This is a genomic window from Flavobacteriales bacterium, from assembly GCA_019694795.1.
Lineage (GTDB): Bacteria > Bacteroidota > Bacteroidia > Flavobacteriales_D > UBA2798 > UBA2798.
On record JAIBBF010000009.1, the window covers coordinates 27827 to 46730 of the forward strand.

An 18904-nucleotide genomic window follows, 5' to 3' on the forward strand; every position below is an offset into this window, starting at 1 on the left:
ACGAATCGTTCTTTCTTTATTCTTTCGTGTTCCACATAAACACATGCGGATTGTTTCGATAAGGACTTAAATCTTTTGAAAAACAGATCAGCATTAAATCAATTACAGGAAGAACACCCATTCCGCCACCAAGTGTAAGCGTATAGGCAACCGGTACACCCGGTTTTGTTCCTAAATAAAGACGGTGCGCACCGAATGGTCCAAGGGTTACGCAAAGCAATGCGGCAACCAGACGAGGATGTTCTTTCTTTTGCTTCACCGAATTCTCCTGTGGCACGTCAAAAAAATAAAGCGAGTCCTGAACCTCCAGTAATTCTGCGTGTACAGCAGAATGGTGAATCAGTACCGAGTCCGTCGCTTGTGCACGAAGTGATGATGGAAATAAAGACGATAACAATATCATGAGAACGAACCATACCGATGTTGTAATTCGGTATACCATGCAGGATCCGGCAATTGTTCTCATAAAGCAAAAATACAAATCAAAAATTTCAATACCTTGATTCAAAATTCAGGTTATGAAAAAAGCCGTAAAATACATCGCTATTGCTCTGATTACACTGCTGGTCGGATTTCTTGGATACCGTTATTTCTACACCATGTTTACCGGTCCGAGCGACGAACAGTTAAAGAAAGACAAGGAGAGGGACGATAAAGTAGTTGCCCCTAATGGATTAAACAAACTTGAAGAAGATTATAAAGCATATGAAGAATCTCAAAATGCTTATAACGACAGCATAGCAAATAGTTCTACGGCAACCGACAGTATTCCGAACCACTAAAACTGAATTTCATGAAAAGCACATTATTGACGGCGACATTGATCGCGGTCCTGACCCTCTCATGCGGTAACGGAATGGACAACCGATCCTATTCCGACGATAGTCCAAGCACAGAATATGCAAAATCCGAAGGCGCCGCCATGCCAATGGAAGAATCTTCTCCTGCAGCAACAGAACAAGAATTTGATGCCCAAAAGGATGAGTATTTGCAGCAACAAATTTTATCCGGCAGTACCATGCGTTTTGGAATGAATGATAGTTTGCGCAAATTCATCCGCACTGCCGATATCCGTTTCCGTGTTAAGGATGTTATCCGCTCCAGTTACCGTATTGAAGAAGTTACAGAACACTTAAACGGTTATGTTCAACATTCCGATTTACACTCTACCATCCAGAAAACAGAAGTGATCCGGATCTCTAACGATTCAATTCTGGAGCGCACGCATTACGTCACCGAAAACGTTGTGACCTTACGTGTCCCCGCCCGCAAAACAGATTCTTTACTGAAAGCCATCGCTAGCGAAGTGGAGCATCTGGACTATCGTGTTTTGGATGCAGAGGATATCCGTTATGAATTATTGGAAAAAGATCTCCTGCGAAAAAGAAATGAAAAATTTAAAACGCGCATGAGTTCGAACATTGAGGACAATGGTAAAAAACTTAATGATGTTACCAATGCAGAAGAATCAATTCTCCGCGCAGAAGAAGAAAGTGATGCTGCTTTTGTAGATCGTTTAAGAAGACTGGATTTGGTAGAATATGCTACCATTACACTCACCATTTACCAGCGCGAAAATTTTAAAGATGTAGTACTGGCCAATGAAAAAAATCTGACTGCCTACGAACCTTCGTTCTGGAGTAAAATGGGCGATAGCTTAAAAACGGGATGGTATGCGTTGGAGGAATTATTGGTTGAACTAACAAAAGGATGGTTTTTCATTCTGTTAATTATCGTGCTTTACTATTTCCTCCGAAAAAAATTCCGGAAGAATAAAGTAAATTCGTAATATGAATTTGAAGAAATCAATTTCCAACTTTATACTGATTATCGCGATTGCTATGGGTGTTTCCTGTGGCAATCGCGAGACTTCAGAGCCGCAAACCGAAGAAAGCGATAGCAGTAAAATTCTTCAGGAAAAACAAAACGCACTGGAAGCAGAAATTCTGGATCAAATCGACCAGCTGCCCGAAGTAAAAAAGCGCCGGGAAGTGGTAGACAGCATCACCAAAGGTGAACACCAGTTGATTAGTTATATCGCTATGCGTCCCACCGATGGTGAAGATCATTACTGGGTAGAAGTTTCTGAGGACAACGGTGATGTGTTGGTGAATCATTTTCATTTTTTTTATTACCCCGCCGAAAAAACGATCCGTTATTACGACCCTATCGAAGATCAGATTCTCGAATTAGAAGAATGGCGATCCGACACCCTTCATCTGGGGGGAGCAATAAAAAACGAGAAGGATTACAATTTTTAATCTCCTCAAATAGTGCTATTGTTTAATTAGGGTTAATTCATTCGGCCAAAAAACAAACTATTCCCTGATATTGCCGTAAAAATAAAATATGGCTAAGGGGACTACAATTGATTGGGCGGAACAGGGAGATAAAATCTCTAAATGCATCCGGAAATCTACTTCCGGCAAGAAGGAAGCCGTACATAAACTTCGCGTTACAATTAAAAAAACCAGAAGCTTATTGGCATTGGTTGAGGGTACAAAGAGTCGAAAAAGTAGTTTAGGCAAATACCTGTCTTATATCGACCTGGTGTACATCCCCACAGGAAAATATCGAGATCTGCAGATTTTCGAAGCCTTACTTAAAAAGGAGAAATCGCAACAAGCCCGCGTAGTAGAAAAGTTGATTCGCCACAAAAAAACAAAAAGGAAAAAAGAAATGAAATCGGCACTACGCCACTTTCCGTTCGACGCCTTTCAACAAGTATCTAAAGAGTTTAACCAAACGCAAAAAAACAGGAGCTCAACGCTTCTTGATCAAAACGCAACCCGCCTAATCAGGAATGAAAAAAGTAAAATTAAAAAAGCGTTGAGGTCGGGACGAAAACCTAAAAACCTTCATGAAATAAGAAAGCATTTAAAAACCATTAAGGGTCTGCTCGAATGGAAAAATGATGATAAATCACTCAAGAAAATTCATGATACCGAACAGTTCATCGGAGAATGGCATGATATGGATTTACTGGTGATGAAGATGAAGAAATGGAAAAACAAAAAATCCGGCGAAGCCATTCAAGGACGTTTCATTTCAAGCTTAGAAAGAAAAAACAACAAACATATTACTCCATTGCTCAAAATGATTCGGAACGCTATTCTTTAATGCCGAATTCATTCTTTACTTTTTCGTAGAGCGGACGAAATCCTTCATACAGTTGGGCCGACTTTTTAATCCAGGGAACTGCCAGTTGAATTTCATTGGCGGCAGTAGCAGTAATTTCTGAAACCTTATCCTCGTTGCTGCCTTCCTCAATGGAATTGATCAGAAAAACGGCGTAATTATAATGCCATCTGCCAATCATAAAATGAAACGTTGCATTGTTTGGAAATGACTTTTGTAAAATATGGTAGCAATGCAGTTTTAAATACAAAAAGCTTTCGCAATCCGAAGGAAGGCTGTCCGCGTAAAAATTTACCCCAACAAATTCACGCATATATAAGCGCGCGAGTTCATCATACAGTAAAAAGGAAGATTCAGGTTCATCCAGAATTTTTCCGCACAAAAACTCCTCTTTTTCTTCCTTTGTTTTTAAATCATCGTAACTTTTTGGAACCTGATGCACGATTAATGTATCAGGAGATTCCAAAAAAACTTCACCGCGAAGTGCAAATTTTTTCATGTATTCCATTGCTAACTCAGTGAAATGAGAAACACAATGAGCAATCTTGCGGACCTGCTTTTTTTTGAGATAAGTAGCTAAATCACTTTGTAAACTTTCCGTCCATGCCTCACGCGAAAGAATAAGTGAATCTGCCGCTGCCTTAGATTGCCGGTGTACGCTTAGAATAAACAGTATGAAAAGCAGGTAGCGCATTATGCTACAATTTACGGAATTCCATTGCCAAAAAATAGTAAACAAAAAAAAGGCCGGATAAACCGGCCTCTTCTTTTATGGTTGTATTACAACTTACTTTTTACTTCCACTTCTTCGTAGGCTTCAACAATATCTCCTTCGTTGATATCATTAAAATTATGAAGACTCAATCCACACTCATACCCACTCGCTACTTCTTTCACATCGTCCTTAAAGCGTTTTAACTGATTTAAGGATCCGTCGTGAATTACGATGCCATCGCGAATAATTCGGACTTTGGAGTTTCTTGTAATTTTTCCGTCCTGCACGTAAGTACCGGCAACCGATCCCACTTTGGAAATGCGGAACACCTGACGAATTTCTGCTGTACCGATAATTTTTTCCTGCTTCTCGGGCGATAACATTCCTTCCATAGCATCTTTAACCTCTTCGATGGCTTTGTAGATGATGGAGTAAAGACGGATATCAATTTCTTCCGTTTCTGCTAAGCGACGTGCCGAAGCTGAAGGACGTACCTGGAATCCGATGATAATCGCATTGGAAGCTGAAGCCAGCAATACATCGCTTTCTGAAATAGCTCCTACACCTTTGTGTACAATTTTCACCTGAATACGGTCGGTAGATAATTTTAATAAAGAGTCGGATAATGCCTCAACAGATCCATCCACGTCACCTTTAATAATGATGTTAAGCTCTTTAAAGTCACCAATCGCAAGACGGCGACCAATTTCATCCAGCGTAATATGTTTATGCGTACGCATTCCCTGTTCGCGAATGAGTTGCTGACGACGTGTAGCGATATTTCGCGCTTCGCGTTCATCGTCCATCACATTAAATATATCACCGGCATTCGGTGCACCATCTAATCCGAGAATGGAAACCGGAGTAGAAGGACCTGCCTCTTTAATGGCAACACCACGTTCGTTGAACATCGCTTTTACGCGTCCGCTAAATGGACCGGCAAGCAACACATCTCCAATACGCAATGTACCTGTAGATACGAGGATGGTAGATATATATCCACGTCCCTTATCGAGCATGGATTCGATTACTGTTCCTTTTGCTAAGCGATCAGGATTAGCTTTTAATTCGAGCATTTCTGCTTCGAGCAATACTTTTTCAAGTAATTCTTTTACACCTAATCCTTTTTTCGCAGAAATTTCCTGGCTTTGGTATTTACCGCCCCATTCTTCAACAAGGAGGTCCATATTAGCAAGGTCTTCTCTTAATTTATCGGGCTTAGCTTCGGGCTTATCAATTTTGTTGAATGCAAAAATCATGGGTACACCCGCAGCCTGAGCATGCGCAATAGCTTCTTTGGTTTGCGGCATCACAGAGTCGTCGGCCGCGATTACGATAATAGCAATATCGGTCACCTTAGCACCACGAGCACGCATGGCCGTAAAGGCTTCGTGACCCGGAGTATCGAGGAAGGTGATTTTTTTACCATTATCCAATTGCACCGAATAAGCTCCGATGTGCTGGGTAATTCCACCCGCTTCACCGGCGATTACATTGGCTTTACGGATGTAATCGAGCAATGAAGTTTTACCGTGGTCAACGTGACCCATTACAGTAACAATTGGAGGACGAGAAGCCATTTGATCGGCATCATCATCATTATCTTCATCGATGGATTCCTGAATATCCGCAGTTACAAATTGTACCTGATAACCGAATTCCTCTGCGATAATAGCAATGGTTTCTGCATCAAGTCGCTGGTTAATCGAAGCAAAAATTCCGAGTGTCATACACGCAGAAATAATTTGCGTTGGTGTAACATTCATCATCTTCGCCAAATCCGAAACGGTAACGAATTCGGTCAGCTTAAGAATTTTATCTTCTTCTGCCTGACGAATCATTTCTTCCTCGCGCAATTGAGAACGGATTTCACGTTTCTCGCGACGAATTTTGGAAGCTTTGGATTTACCACCCTGGCTACTTAAGCGGGCAAGTGTTTCCTTGATTTCTTTTTGAATATCTTCTTCAGAAACTTCAGGTTTGGCAACACGCTCCTGGCGCTTTTGTTTGTTTTGCTGATTCGATTGTTGTTTGGCCGCCTGATCAATATTTACCTTCTTAATGCGTTTGCGTTTCTTACGCGATTCAGCATTTTGATTGGAAGAATTTGAACTTTCTTTGGCAACCGGTAAAACAATTTTTCCGAGAATTTTTGGTCCGGTAAGTTTATTTACTTCCGCACGGATGGTTTCAATCTCTGCCGGTTTATCTTCTGCCGGAGGCGTTTCAACTTTTACTTCTTCAACCGGTTTTTCTTCAACCACAACTGGTGTTACCACTTCCTCTACAGGAGCTTTAACCTCTTCTGCAGGTTCTTCCTTTTTAGGTGTTTTAGCAGCAACTTTCTTCTCTGGTTTTACTTCTTCCTGAATCGGTTTTTCTTCGGCAGCTTTAACAGGTTTTTCTGTTTTTTTCTTTTTGCCAACGGTAGATAAATCGATTTTTCCTACAACAGAAACTTTCATATCAGTTTCTACTTTAGGCTTCACTATTTCCGGTTCTGGTGATCCGGAAACATTTTTAATCATGATTTCCTCCGTCTCTGCTTCAGGCTCATCTACAGGACGCTTAACATCAGCAATGGTAACGGTTTCTCGTTTTTCGCGACTGCTGGATGTCACTTTGCGCGATTTTTCTTTTTCAGATTTCTCTGTCTGGAATTCGCCCAACAGCACATTGTAGATCTCATCGTCGATTTTTGCGTTTGGATTGTTCTCAACGGTGTAGCCTTTCTTGTTCAGAAATTCTACAATCGTCGACAATCCCACGTTTAATTCGCGTGCGACCTTGTTCAGACGTATGGCTTTGGCTTCGGACATGTGTTTCTTTCCGTAATTAAGTTTTATTCTTTAAGACCGTAGTCTTGGGTATTATTCAAATTCAGCTTTTAAAATGCGGATAACTTCCTTCACTGTTTCTTCTTCCAGATCGGTACGTTTTACTAAATCATCCGGATTTAATTCCAACACTGAGCGTGCAGTATCACATCCGATTGCTTTAAGTTCATCCAGAATCCATGCATCGATTTCGTCGCTGAATTCATCCAGATCAACGTCATCCACATCTTCTGCTCCTTCGCGGTACACATCAATTTCGTAGCCGGTTAATTTGCTTGCAAGTTTGATGTTGTGTCCGCCCTTACCAATAGCGAGCGATACCTGATCCGGCTTCAGATAAACCTCAGCGCGTTTATTTTCATCGTCGAGATTAATTGAAGTAACCTTAGCGGGAGAAAGTGCACGGGTGATGAGTAATTGATTATTGTTAGTGTAATTGATTACATCGATATTCTCGTTGCGCAACTCACGAACAATTCCGTGAATACGCGATCCTTTCATACCCACACAAGCACCAACCGGATCAATACGATCGTCATACGACTCAACTGCCACTTTTGCACGCTCACCTGGTTCGCGAACAATTTTCTTAATGGTAATTAAACCGTCGAATACTTCAGGTACTTCAAGTTCAAACAAGCGCTCAAGGAATACAGGAGATGTACGCGAAAGAATTACAACAGGACTTCCGTTACGTAAATCCACTTTGTAAACCACTGCACGAAGTGAATCGCCCTTTTTGAAGAAGTCTGTAGGAATCTGTTCACTTTTAGGAAGTATCAATTCATTTCCTTCATCATCAAGAACAAGAATTTCTTTTTTCCAGATCTGATAAACTTCACCGGTCATAATTTCACCGATACGTTCTTTATACTTCTTGTAAACATTGTCTTTCTCAAGTTCAAGAACGCGTGAAATCAGATTCTGACGAAGCGCAAGAATATTTCTGCGTCCGAAATCATCGATTTCAATTTTTTCTGAAACCTCTTCACCGATTTCGAAATCCGGTTCGATTTTCACCGCATCGCTGTATGCAATTTGAGTGGAAGCATCTTCCAGCTCTTCATCGCGAACAATTTCACGGTTCATCCAGATCTCGAGGTCACCCTTCTCAACGTTCAGGATGATATCGATATGGTCGTCGGTGCCATACTTTTTCTTCAGCATTCCGCGAAATACATCTTCAAGAATGCTCATCATGGTCACTCTGTCGATGTTTTTGAATTCCTTAAACTCCGAAAAGGATTCGATTAGATTCAAACTATTCATAGTTTGTCATTTAAATGAAATAAGAACTTTAGTTTGTTTTATATCGCTCATTTTTATTGCATGCTTGCGGATCACTTCCTGTTTGGATTTTTTGCCTTCTACTTTTTCCTTCCCTTTGGTTTCAACTTCAATTTCAACTTCGGTTGCGCCCAATAATTGACCTTCAAGTTTTTTCCCGTCGATTAACTCAACCGATACTTTCCGACCAACATTTTTCAGGTACTGCGGAAATACTCTGAAAGGCTTTTCAAGTCCCGGTGAAGAAACAGTTAATTCAAAATCCTCCTTGTCGCGATCCAATCCGGATTCCACCTGCCTGCTGATCTTGCGGACCTCCTCAATGGTGATTCCATTTGGACTATCCAGCTCAATATTGATTTTAGCTCCCGGATTTACAGCGACTTCCACCAGGAAATAACTGCTTCCTTGAATGGCCTCTTCTGCCAGTTGCTTTACCAATGCTTCGTTGATCATGTCAGGGTTTTGAAATAAAAGAGGGGACGCTGTCCCCTCTGCCATTAATCCGTATTTGATGCTGCAAATATATAACGAAAAAGCGCTGAAAGCAAACTTTTTTAACTGAACAGCAAATTATTTCTGAGGCAATTTATCCTTGATCACCTTTCCGTTCTTATAAACGAGATGTTTCGACAACTTTCCTTTGGAATCCCAGATTTTATACTCCCCGTTAAACACTCCTTGCTTATAGTGTATTTCGCTGATTTTCTGACCTTTCTTATCATAACTGATGCTTACGCCATCCAGTTCACCCATTTTATAATTCATCTCTTGCGCAATCAGAATTTCGCCGGGTTGAAAAAACAACCATTTACCATCCATCACCCCATCGGTGTAATTACCTTCTGCGGTTTTTTCGCCGCGTTCATCGTAAGAAATCCATTTACCGTGACGAACACTTTCTTCGTAAGTCTGAGGTGCAGGCGATCCTTTTTCAAGCACTGCTGTTTTCTTGAGTAATTTGTACTCGCCCTCATCGCGTTTTTTGCCGTTGGAGAAATAATAAATCCATTTCCCCGATTTTAATCCCCGGGTGTAATATCCCTGATAGGTTAATTTTCCGTTGGGAAACCAGCCTTTCCAAACGCCCGACATGGATCCCATATCGAAACTTCCTTCGTCTTTGGTTCCGCCATCCTGGTACCAGCTGGTCCATACGCCATGCTCTTTACCTTTCGAAAAATTTCCTTCACTGAGTCGATTGCCATTTTCAAAATAGGTCGTCCATTGCCCATCTTTCAGGTCAGCATGAAAACTGCCTTTCATGTAGGTTTGACCTTCCGGGTAAAAATAAATCCATTCGCCTTCGCGTTGCCCGGCAGTAAAGCTTCCTTTATAATTGATTTTTCCATTGTTATAACCGAAGTACCATTCGCCTTCCTGCAAGTCGTTTTCAAAGGCGCCTTTCATGTCGACCGTCCCGTTTTCGAATTGCCACAACCAAATACCCGTCTTTTTTCCTTCGCGGTATTCGCCTTTCACATTCAAGGTGTCGTTTTCAAAATACTCCACATAACTGCCGTGCAAAAGATCATTGTTGTAATTGGAGATCCGCTTGATTTTTCCATTGGCATTTTTGTAGGTCCATTTCCCTGTTTTCTTTCCCATTAAATGTTCACCACTGGTGACCACTCTACCCAGTGCATTCTTTTCGTAAAAAGGTCCGTTTCTTAGTCCTTCGCGATAGCTGTATTCCTCTTTCACCGAGCCGGCGGTGCTGTAGATATACATTTTACCTGTGCCGTTTACAATGGTTTGCTCACCATTTTTATCCCAATACGAAATCACCTTTTCTACACCATTGTGATGCTCTTCTTCGAGTAATTGTTTGCCGGATGCATTGTAATATTTCCAAACACCTTCCTTCTTACCCATCAGGTAAGCGCCGGTTTCCTGAAGTTGTCCGTTATTAAACCAGAAGTTGGAAACTGAATCCTGGAGGCCCATTTTAAACCAGCCTTCCTGCATTTTTTTTCCGTTCTCATAATATTTTACCAGATATCCATCCAGCTTTCCATTATGAAAATTGATTACCCCTTCGAGTTGACCATTTTCGTACCAATATTTCCATTCGCCTTCTTCCAGACCAATACCCGAAAAACCGTCCTCCTTGTATTTCCCCATGGAGCGGATTTTTTTCCGTTGTTTGTCCCAATACGTTTTTTCAACTTCTCCTTTTTTCTTCTTCGGATCATCTTCTCCGGTTTGCGCCAAAAGTGGTGCACTCAGAAAAAACAACATCAGCAATGCAAATAATCTGTTCATGTTTTTATTTTGATGGGCTAATACAAATGCCATGCAATTTCAGTTTTTAAAGGGCGATGCCGACCCTCAAGTGGAATAAGATTTTAACAACGTATTCTTATATGAATGCGAAAGGGAAAAGGTTACGCTCAGGCAAAGAGTTTCATGCCTTTCACCATCATTACTGCCCCAAATAGCATAAGAATAACACCAATTGCGCGATTGAGGTGATGCATAAATTCCGGCGTAACCACTTTTTTTAACTGACGAGCACCAATGATTTTTAATACATCGATGGAGAAAAACGAGGCCATAATTGCACAGAGAAACATAATCATTTCATTGTCGGTAAAGGCATTTTTAGAAAAGCCTACGAAAATCATCCCGAACCAATACAATAGAATGGTGGGGTTGATTATGTTAATCAGAAATCCTTTTAAAAACAGACGCAAATCTTTGCTTCGGGTACGGATTAAGTGTTGCGGTTCATGCATGGCCTTTTTCTTTTTCTTTCCCAGAAACTGATAAAGACCGAAAAACACCAGCAGAATTCCCGTAACCAGGGTAATGGAATGCTCGTGCTCCATAATGGAGTCGCGCTGACTAAAGAAGTGCAACGCGATATAGATATAGAGCACATCACTTAAAAAAACTCCGAAATCCAACAATAAAGCAGCCCGGATTCCCTCTTTGATGCTGGTCTCCAAGATCAAAAAGAAGCTCGGGCCAAGCATAAAACTTAGCACGAAACCAAAAAACAATCCTTCAAATACTGCTTCTAACAATTTACAGGTAGTGAGGGGCTAAAGATAAAAACAATCGTTGATTTCAAAGCTGATTCTGCTCAGACCAGGCTCTTAAATGCGTAATTCTGCTTTGAAAAATAATCCAACACCCTGGGCAAGGCATAGAGCATACGGTCAGCCGCTTTTAGACTATCGTGAAATACAATAATGGAACCGGGAACGGCGTGGTCCACCACATTCCGGTAACATTTTTCATAGGAAATACTCGTATCGAAATCGGCACTGAGCACGTCCCACATGATGATGCGATAGCGTTTTTTTAAAGCTCTTGCCTGAGAGAAGGTGATTTTACCATAAGGCGGACGGAACAATTCGCTTTGAACCAATTGCTGGCATTTCTGTGCATTTCTGAAATAAGAAAAATCATTGGTTTTCCATCCGTTAAGATGGTTAAAGGTATGATTACCGATGGCATGACCATCCTTCTTTACGGCTTCAAAAATAGCGGGGTGTTTTTGTACATTATCTCCAATGCAAAAAAAAGTGGCTTTGGCCTCATAGCTTTTTAAAATACGGAGAACTTCAGGAGTGATTTCCGGTATGGGACCATCATCGAAGGTGATAAAAAGATCACGACCCTGAACGGTTTTTTTCCATTCAAGGTCGTGATACAATGCTTTTACGATATACGGTGTTTTAGCTGTATACAGTTGCTTCGTTTTTATTTTTCGAATACCTCGGGGAATGTCTGATACAGTTTCATTCCTCCGATTTTACTATCGTACTTAATAATTGCATTCATCCAGGAATAGAATGCCGCATCCTGGCGTTGAAGTACAGCTTCTACTTTTGCTGCCACTTCAGGTTTTTTATACGATTGGGTGGTAATTCCATACATCATCATCAAAATACGACGGGACAATGAAATATCATCCATCATGTTAATGGAGAAACGCTCACCGGCATTGAAATAATACGTGAGGTTTTCATCGTGCATTTTAACCAGCGATTCAACCAGACGATTCCCCAGGGTGTCGTCGCCCACTTCATAACAAAGCGGAACATACGAAGGAACGATACGGTCGAGCGGAACATTTTCTTCCGGCATTACTTCAAAGGCTTTATTCAATACCTTTTTCGCTTTATCGTATTTTTCTGCCTTCAGGTTTTTGTTTTTATCCAATTGCACCTTAAGATTAGCCAATCGTTTTTCCATCGCCTCGCCACCTCCGCGGTTCAGTGAATCTTCGGTGATGCGAACCATGTTTTCATAATACAATCGTTTTTGGTCTGCTTCACGTCCTTCATTCACCAAGGCTTCGGCAAGATTCAGGAATTGCAGGCGGTAATTGTTGGTAAGGCGACGCGTGTAATAATCCACATAAACCCCTTTTCCATTCATATTCCCCCAACGATATACATCCATAAACATATGATACATGGTATCGGTATCAACTTTACCAAATTCCTGACGGGAAGGATTTGGATTGTAGAGTGGAACAAATTTGTAGTTGAGTCCTTTTAAAAGGAAATAATCGCCGAGACCAAGATACGTTTCCGCATCGGCTGTACCGGCGAAATAAACCGGACGCTTCCAATCGAAATGTGCAAGGAGATCAAGAATCATTACATCATTCTTAAACATGTATCCTTTAGGGACAACGAATTTGATGGTATCCACCACATTATTCATATCCTCATCACGCACTACATGGTTCTCTTTGATTTTATTTTTATCGATCACCATATACAGTTTATTGGTATTCATCATACCAAAGGTTCTTCCTTCATACGGCATATGGTTATCATCATTTGCCAGTGAATCCATAGCGAAGGTAAGGTCTTCCCATTTTTGTGATCCGGAATTGATAAATACCTGATCGATGGCGCCGCCCTGACGATAAATATCTTCCGTAATGGTAAATGGCACCGGTTCACTTTCGTAGGCTTTACGTATCATTTGATCGATGTACCAGTCGGTCCCCAATAAAGAAAGGTTAACTACACGTACATCGCGACGGATACCTTCCACTTCCTGTGCATACCAAAGCGGGAAGGTATCATTATCACCATGGGTGAAGAGAATAGCGTTCGGCTCGCAGGTTTGTAAATAATTCCATGCTAAATCCAATGCCGCCGTTCTGTTTGAACGATCGTGATCATCCCAACCTTCTGCGCCCATCAGATATGGAGCGGGAATACAAATAATGGTAGCCAGTGTTGCAGTAACCCGATCTTGCTTTAAGAACATGCCAACTGCAAAAATCACAGCGATCATGGCAAAAGAAACTAAGGCGATGTACAACATTACATGCGAGAAAGCGTGTCCTTCGGAACCTTCCATCACATAAATTATTCCTGAAAGCGCAAAAACACCGCCAACGAAATAAGCGAATTCGCGCAGTTTTAAATTCTTCGCCATGTCGAACAAAGCATATACTGCTAATCCAACCCAAATAGCGAATGCATAGAATGAACCGGCATAGGCATAGTCACGTTCACGTGGTTCGTATGGTTTCGGATTGAGGTATAAAATAATGGCTATTCCGGTGAAGAAAAAGAGAAGGAATACCACAAACCAGTTTTTCGGATCACGCAGCATTTGCCAGAAGAACCCGATTAATCCGAGTATCAATGGCAACATATAAAAACGATTATAGGATTTATTCGCTTTCATATGCGCAGGAAGATTTTCCTGATTTCCGATCAGTTCATTATCCACAAAATTTACTCCCGAAATCCAGTTGCCTTCCAATGGTGTTCCGTCGTAACCCTGCTCATCGTTTTGTCGACCCGAGAAGTTCCACATGAAGTATCTCCAGTACATCCATCCCATTTGGTATTCCAGCATGTAGGTAAGGTTGTTTCCAAAAGTTGGTAATCCTTCCACCTCTCCTCTGGCATTGGTCACTTTTACCCGGCCTTTTCCATCGTAACCCGACCAGTTTTTATAACCGGCAATGTGACGGGGATCGCGGCTGAACATACGTGGCAGGAAAGTAGTCTGCTCATAAACATATTCTGTTCCTTTACGGTCATCCGCAATAAAGTATTCCTCATTCACCTTTACTCCGGTGAGTCCTTTTTTAGCGATATAACGATTTGCTTCTTCTTCTGTACGGAAACCTTTAATTAAACGGTCGCCGCGTTTAACCGCAAAACCGCGCATAAAAATGGGATTACCATCTACCGATTTCTTGATTTCGGAATTCCAGTATGGTCCGCTAAGAATAGGCCATGATCCGTACTGCTCACGATTAAGATAAGAAAGCAGCGTTACGAAGTTCTCCGGATTATTTTCATCGATAGGGGTGTTGGCTTGTGAACGAATGATGATCATTCCGAAACAGGAATAACCAATAACCACCACTGCAAATGAATTTAATGCAAGATTTAAAATGTATTTGCTATGCTTATGCGAATACATGATTCCCCAAACCAATAATCCGATCAGCACCAGGAAGAAAAACCATGCACCGAAATTGAAAGGCATTCCTGAATTGGAAAACACACGCTCGAAAAAGGCAGGCATACTTACCATTCCCGGAATGATCAGTGCCTGAATTACGCCAAGTATAACAATGGAAATAACTCCGGCCATAATAAATCCTTTATTGGAATAGGTATAGCGACGGAAATAATATACAAAGCCCATTGCCGGGATAGCAAGTAAGTTCAGTAAGTGAACTCCCACCGACAAACCGATCAGGAACATGATGAATACAATCCAGCGATCCGATCCGGCTTCGTCGGCCACTTCATCCCATTTATAAATCGCCCATACAACCACGGCGGTAAAGAAGCTCGACATCGCATAAACCTCACCTTCAACAGCCGAAAACCAGAATGAATCGGAAAAGGTGTAAGCCAGCGAACCCACAAATCCACTACCGATTATGGCAATGATTTTCGAATCATTTAAAGGTTCACCATTACGGGTGGCTAATTTTCTGGCGATATGGGTGATGGTCCAGAACAAAAACAAAATGGAGAATGAAGAGGACAAAGCCGACATGCGGTTAATGGCCGCTGCCACTTCATGCGGTTCAGAAAAGGCCGAGAACAAACGCCCGATCATATTAAACAAAGGAGCTCCCGGAGGGTGACCCACCTGTAATCCGTTTGCAGTTGAAATGTACTCTCCGCAGTCCCAGAGACTCACCGTCTCTTCCATGGTTGCGAAATAAACCCAGGTGGAAATGGCAAAAACCAGCCAGCCTGTAACGTTGTTCAATAGTTTATAATTCATCGTTTCGAATGATAGCGTTGCGAAAATAGGAAAATAAATCCCCCTGCCTCTCATCGTTAACGTAAATTAACCCCAAAGCGCTGTTCACTTAATTTTTCTTAATCCGTGAAAAAATTTTGCTAACATCATCAAGTTCCTTACTTTTGCACCCGCGATTGCCCGATCGTCTAATGGCAGGACTTCAGATTTTGGTTCTGACTGTGTTGGTTCGAATCCAGCTCGGGCAACCAAAACCCCGGAATAAACCCCGGGGTTTTTTATTTTTATACCCCTAAATCGGTTTCGACCAATTTTATAATAGAATCGACCAGTGGACATATTGCAGGTATGAATATTAATTTGTTACTTTTGCGGAAAGTCGAATTTAGATTCTAAATGGTTGGTTCAGAAGAAATATCGCGTATAGATATGGGGATTCCGGAAGGGGTTTCCGTGTCGGGTGATTTTGGGCGACTCAACTATACCGGTAAAATTCTAACCTGGAGCTTATCCGATTTTCACAATCCTGTGATTGATTTGCCTATGGTTCGCGAATTAATCTCCGTGATGAACCGCATCACCCGTGGTGAAAAAAGCACCTTGCTGATCGATTTGAAAAATTGCGGAATTCCAATGATAACTCCCACTGCAAAAGCAGCATTATTGGGAAGCGATATGACCAAACTTCGTGTGGCTATTGCTTTTTCGCTGGATACCATTACACGGAAAACTGTTTTTTTAAATCTGGTTTCATTTAACAAGTTTAATATTCCCTTGCGCGCATTCGAAAGTGAACAAGAAGCGAATAACTGGTTGTCGGCACTGCACCTTAATTAATTCAGGAGCAGTATATTTGACCTCCGGGCATGAAAAAATCGAGAATACTTTTAGTTTTAATAGCTGGACTACTGGGAAGTATTGCGCTGATGTATATCCTCTGGCCGGCTAAAGTTCCTGCCGAAAAAACAGAACCCGAAAAACTACAAGCTGCATTTCTTGATGTGGACCCGCATTGGGCAGATTCGGTATTGGCAACTTTGAGTCCCGACCAACAACTTGCTCAGCTTTTTTTTCCCATTATTCCGCTGGATTTAATTCCTGCCGACAGTTTTAATTTGAAATCGGACATGGAGCCCGGTGGCGTTTTTTTTAAAGGACACCATACCGAAAATCAAATTCGCATCACCGATAAAATTATCCGTCAACAAAAAGTCCCCCTACTATTAGCCAATCTGGATCCCTTTTCGAATCTCCTGGCCGGCACAAGGGAATTTGCAGATGAAGACTTGTTTGCATCCAAAGACAGTAATTGGGTAAATGAAATTCGTGATTCCATTATTTCGTTTAACAAAAAACTAGGCTGCGATCTGATCCTGTTGCCCGATCCCGGTAAAACGGATTATACCATAAGCGGAAAACGATTAAACAATTGGCAAAAAATAATTTCCGAAGATCATGTTTTATGTTCCGCCGGAAGATTACGGTATCTGCCCGAAAATTCGGACGACAGTCTCTTATTGCGCGACACCTTGTTACAACCTTTTCGGATGTTAGCAGATAGTGGACTTTCGGTAATGGAGCTGGATAGTGCACTTATAAAAAGCCGAAAAACATCAGATAAGATCGACCAGTTTTGCAGGGAGGAATTAGAGTTTAAAGGATTATTAATGGCTCGTTTTCCGGAAGAAAGTAATGCGGAAGAAGATTGGATTAAAAGCTATTTTAACCATGGAGTAGAAATTTTCATTACCGGGAAAAATCATTTTAGCGTAATTGAAAAAACCCGCGGTTTAGTAAAACAGGGAATCATCCCATCTGCAGAAATAAAAAACCGTGCACGAAAAGTACTAATGGCAAAATCGTGGATTCGAAAATACCATTACCGCGACAGTAGTTTTTTCAGCAACAAACCTCAGCTCAATTTCCCGAAAGCAAGCTGGATGAATGAGCTCATGAAGCGAAAGAAAATTGTTTTACTCCATCAGAAAGATGAAGTACTTCCGCTCGTTTTTGAAGAAAAAAGTTTTCCTGCATTTTTCATCGCCGGTAAAAAAACGGAGCGAATGATTCAACGCATTTCTTCCTATGGAAAAATAAAAGTGAAGTATGAAAAAGATTTAAGCGGACTAGATCAATGGCTGGCAACGGAATCGAAAAACACAAAAAAAATGGTGGTACTTGCAATGGATGACTCGTTGCTCATACAACAATTAAAAAATAAAAAAAATCTATTCTCCGATAAACATCTTTTAATCGTTCACTTCGGTGATCAAAAACAATTAAGTGCTCTTTCTGCAGCCAGAAATTTAATTCACATGAATGAGTTAAACGCAAGTGCAGAGATGGCCATGGCGGATGCTTTAAGTGGGACGGATGATGTTTGCGGACAACTGTGTTATCAAATTCCCGGGTATAAAAGTGGACAAGGAATTATCTTAAATCACGAGCGGCTTCGCTATGCAAATCCGGAAGAAAGTGGAGTTAACTACTGGCGTTTTGCAGAGGTGGACGGAATCATGGAAGAAGCCATTCGCAATAAAGCTTTGCCCGGTGGTCAGGTTTTATTCGCTTACAAGGGAAAAATTATTTATCACAAGAGTTATGGGTATCACACCTATGAAAAAAAACAGGTAGTTAGAAACAGCGACCTCTACGATATGGCCAGTGTAACAAAAGTTGCAGCAACCACTATGATGGCCATGCATTTTTATGAAAAAAAGAAATACCATTTAGACGATTCTCTTTACCGGTATTTACCTGACACCTTACAAAAATATTTACCGGGTAAAAGTACCTTATCACACATTACCTTTCGGCAAATTTTAATTCACGCCAGTGGACTACCGGCCGGACATAATATTATTCGCTTTCTTCGTTTTGATGAAGATACCAGTCCCTACGATCTTTATTTCTGCGACGAGAAAAGCAAACAATTTGATTTGGCTGTTGCCGACAGTTTTTACATTGATCATGATTGCTTGGATACCTTGTGGATCGACCTGAATAAAATCTGGGTAGAACCCTCCAAACCTTACCGGTATTCCGATGCCAACATGAATCTCATGTACAGCATGTTGCTACCTTATTGCAAAAAACAAAGCTGGGAAAAATACATCGACTCCGTTTTTTATTCTCCATTAGGAATGAAAAGAACTTGTTTTAATCCCCTGAACAAAGGCATTCCAAAAGAAGAAATTGCTCCAACGGAAAAAGATCGTTTTTGGCGCCGGCAATTGGTGCATGGTCACGTTCACGATCCAACCGCTGCTTTATATGGGGGTGTAGCGGGTAATGCAGGATTGTTCAGTAATGCCTACGACATGGCTGTATTGTTCGAGATGATTTTGCAAAATGGTCGCTATTCCGGGAAAAAAATTCTCGATAAAAAAACCGTTGAACTTTTTACCAGCCGACAAAGCGGCTCGCACAGAGGTTTAGGTTTTAATATGCAGATTAAAGGGAACACCTATGGTTGTTCTCCTTATGCTTCAGAAAAAACGTATGGTCACACCGGTTTTACGGGCACTGCCGTTTGGGTGGATCCTGAAATTGACTTGATCTATGTTTTTATCTCCAACCGCGTACACCCTGATCCGGAAAATAAAACCATTATTCGCCTGGGCACTACCAAACGTGTTCACAATGTGATGTACAAAGCCTTAGGCCTGGCAACTGAAGAGGCCGTTGAAATCTGACCAATTTTCAACAG

General features: G+C 41.3%; 15 protein-coding genes and 1 tRNA gene. 7 read left to right on the plus strand and 9 right to left on the minus strand.

The genetic code is table 11. The features are described 5' to 3' along the window. Positions 1-16: 16 nt before the first annotated feature. Positions 17-466: a TM2 domain-containing protein gene (locus K1X56_04860; GenBank protein ID MBX7094029.1), complete on the minus strand. Its 450-nt coding sequence runs from the start codon at positions 464-466 to the stop codon at positions 17-19. A 52-nt stretch (positions 467-518) separates the two neighbouring features. Between K1X56_04860 and K1X56_04865 the strand changes: the two genes are divergently transcribed. The 4 genes from K1X56_04865 to K1X56_04880 all read left to right on the plus strand — a co-directional run bounded on the left by K1X56_04865 (position 519) and on the right by K1X56_04880 (position 3120). Then, positions 519-782 carry a hypothetical protein gene (locus tag K1X56_04865; GenBank protein ID MBX7094030.1) on the plus strand — a complete coding sequence of 88 codons (264 nt, stop codon included), beginning with the start codon at positions 519-521 and terminating at the stop codon, positions 780-782. An 11-nt stretch (positions 783-793) separates the two neighbouring features. Then, positions 794-1789, plus strand: a complete 996-nt coding sequence (locus K1X56_04870; protein ID MBX7094031.1) for a DUF4349 domain-containing protein — start codon at positions 794-796, stop codon at positions 1787-1789. A gap of 1 nt (position 1790) precedes the next feature. Further along, positions 1791-2261 (plus strand): hypothetical protein, encoded by a 471-nt coding sequence (locus tag K1X56_04875; GenBank protein MBX7094032.1) that lies wholly within the window; start codon positions 1791-1793, stop codon positions 2259-2261. A gap of 88 nt (positions 2262-2349) precedes the next feature. Continuing rightward, a complete protein-coding gene (locus tag K1X56_04880; protein ID MBX7094033.1) occupies positions 2350-3120 on the plus strand; it encodes a CHAD domain-containing protein in 771 nt (256 codons plus the stop codon). On the opposite strand, the gene K1X56_04885 is transcribed toward K1X56_04880, so the two are convergent. The 8 genes from K1X56_04885 to K1X56_04920 all read right to left on the minus strand — a co-directional run bounded on the left by K1X56_04885 (position 3110) and on the right by K1X56_04920 (position 15216). Next, positions 3110-3832, minus strand: coding sequence for a hypothetical protein (locus K1X56_04885; protein MBX7094034.1), 723 nt, complete (start codon positions 3830-3832; stop codon positions 3110-3112). The genes K1X56_04880 and K1X56_04885 overlap by 11 nt on opposite strands. A gap of 86 nt (positions 3833-3918) precedes the next feature. Continuing rightward, complete coding sequence (infB, locus tag K1X56_04890; protein ID MBX7094035.1) at positions 3919-6672, minus strand: translation initiation factor IF-2; 2754 nt, start codon at positions 6670-6672, stop codon at positions 3919-3921. Between the two features lie 51 nt (positions 6673-6723). Then, positions 6724-7959 carry a transcription termination factor NusA gene (gene nusA / locus K1X56_04895; protein ID MBX7094036.1) on the minus strand — a complete coding sequence of 412 codons (1236 nt, stop codon included), beginning with the start codon at positions 7957-7959 and terminating at the stop codon, positions 6724-6726. Positions 7960-7965: 6 nt separating this feature from the next. After that, positions 7966-8433 carry a ribosome assembly cofactor RimP gene (gene rimP, locus K1X56_04900; protein MBX7094037.1) on the minus strand — a complete coding sequence of 156 codons (468 nt, stop codon included), beginning with the start codon at positions 8431-8433 and terminating at the stop codon, positions 7966-7968. A gap of 117 nt (positions 8434-8550) precedes the next feature. Continuing rightward, complete coding sequence (locus tag K1X56_04905; GenBank protein ID MBX7094038.1) at positions 8551-10242, minus strand: hypothetical protein; 1692 nt, start codon at positions 10240-10242, stop codon at positions 8551-8553. 128 nt (positions 10243-10370) lie between these two features. Then, complete coding sequence (locus K1X56_04910; protein MBX7094039.1) at positions 10371-10928, minus strand: LysE family translocator; 558 nt, start codon at positions 10926-10928, stop codon at positions 10371-10373. Positions 10929-11065: 137 nt separating this feature from the next. Continuing rightward, positions 11066-11692 (minus strand): polysaccharide deacetylase family protein, encoded by a 627-nt coding sequence (locus tag K1X56_04915; GenBank protein MBX7094040.1) that lies wholly within the window; start codon positions 11690-11692, stop codon positions 11066-11068. Beyond that, positions 11689-15216, minus strand: coding sequence for a DUF2723 domain-containing protein (locus tag K1X56_04920; protein ID MBX7094041.1), 3528 nt, complete (start codon positions 15214-15216; stop codon positions 11689-11691). Before K1X56_04920 ends, K1X56_04915 begins: the two co-directional genes overlap by 4 nt. A gap of 156 nt (positions 15217-15372) precedes the next feature. On the opposite strand from K1X56_04920, the gene K1X56_04925 reads away from it, so the two are divergent. From K1X56_04925 to K1X56_04935, 3 genes are all read left to right on the plus strand, one after another. Then, positions 15373-15446 (plus strand) — tRNA-Gln (locus K1X56_04925). Positions 15447-15591: 145 nt separating this feature from the next. Then, entirely contained in the window at positions 15592-16032 is a 441-nt protein-coding gene (locus K1X56_04930; protein ID MBX7094042.1) for a hypothetical protein, read from the plus strand. A 29-nt stretch (positions 16033-16061) separates the two neighbouring features. Then, entirely contained in the window at positions 16062-18890 is a 2829-nt protein-coding gene (locus tag K1X56_04935; protein ID MBX7094043.1) for a serine hydrolase, read from the plus strand. Positions 18891-18904: the final 14 nt, after the last annotated feature.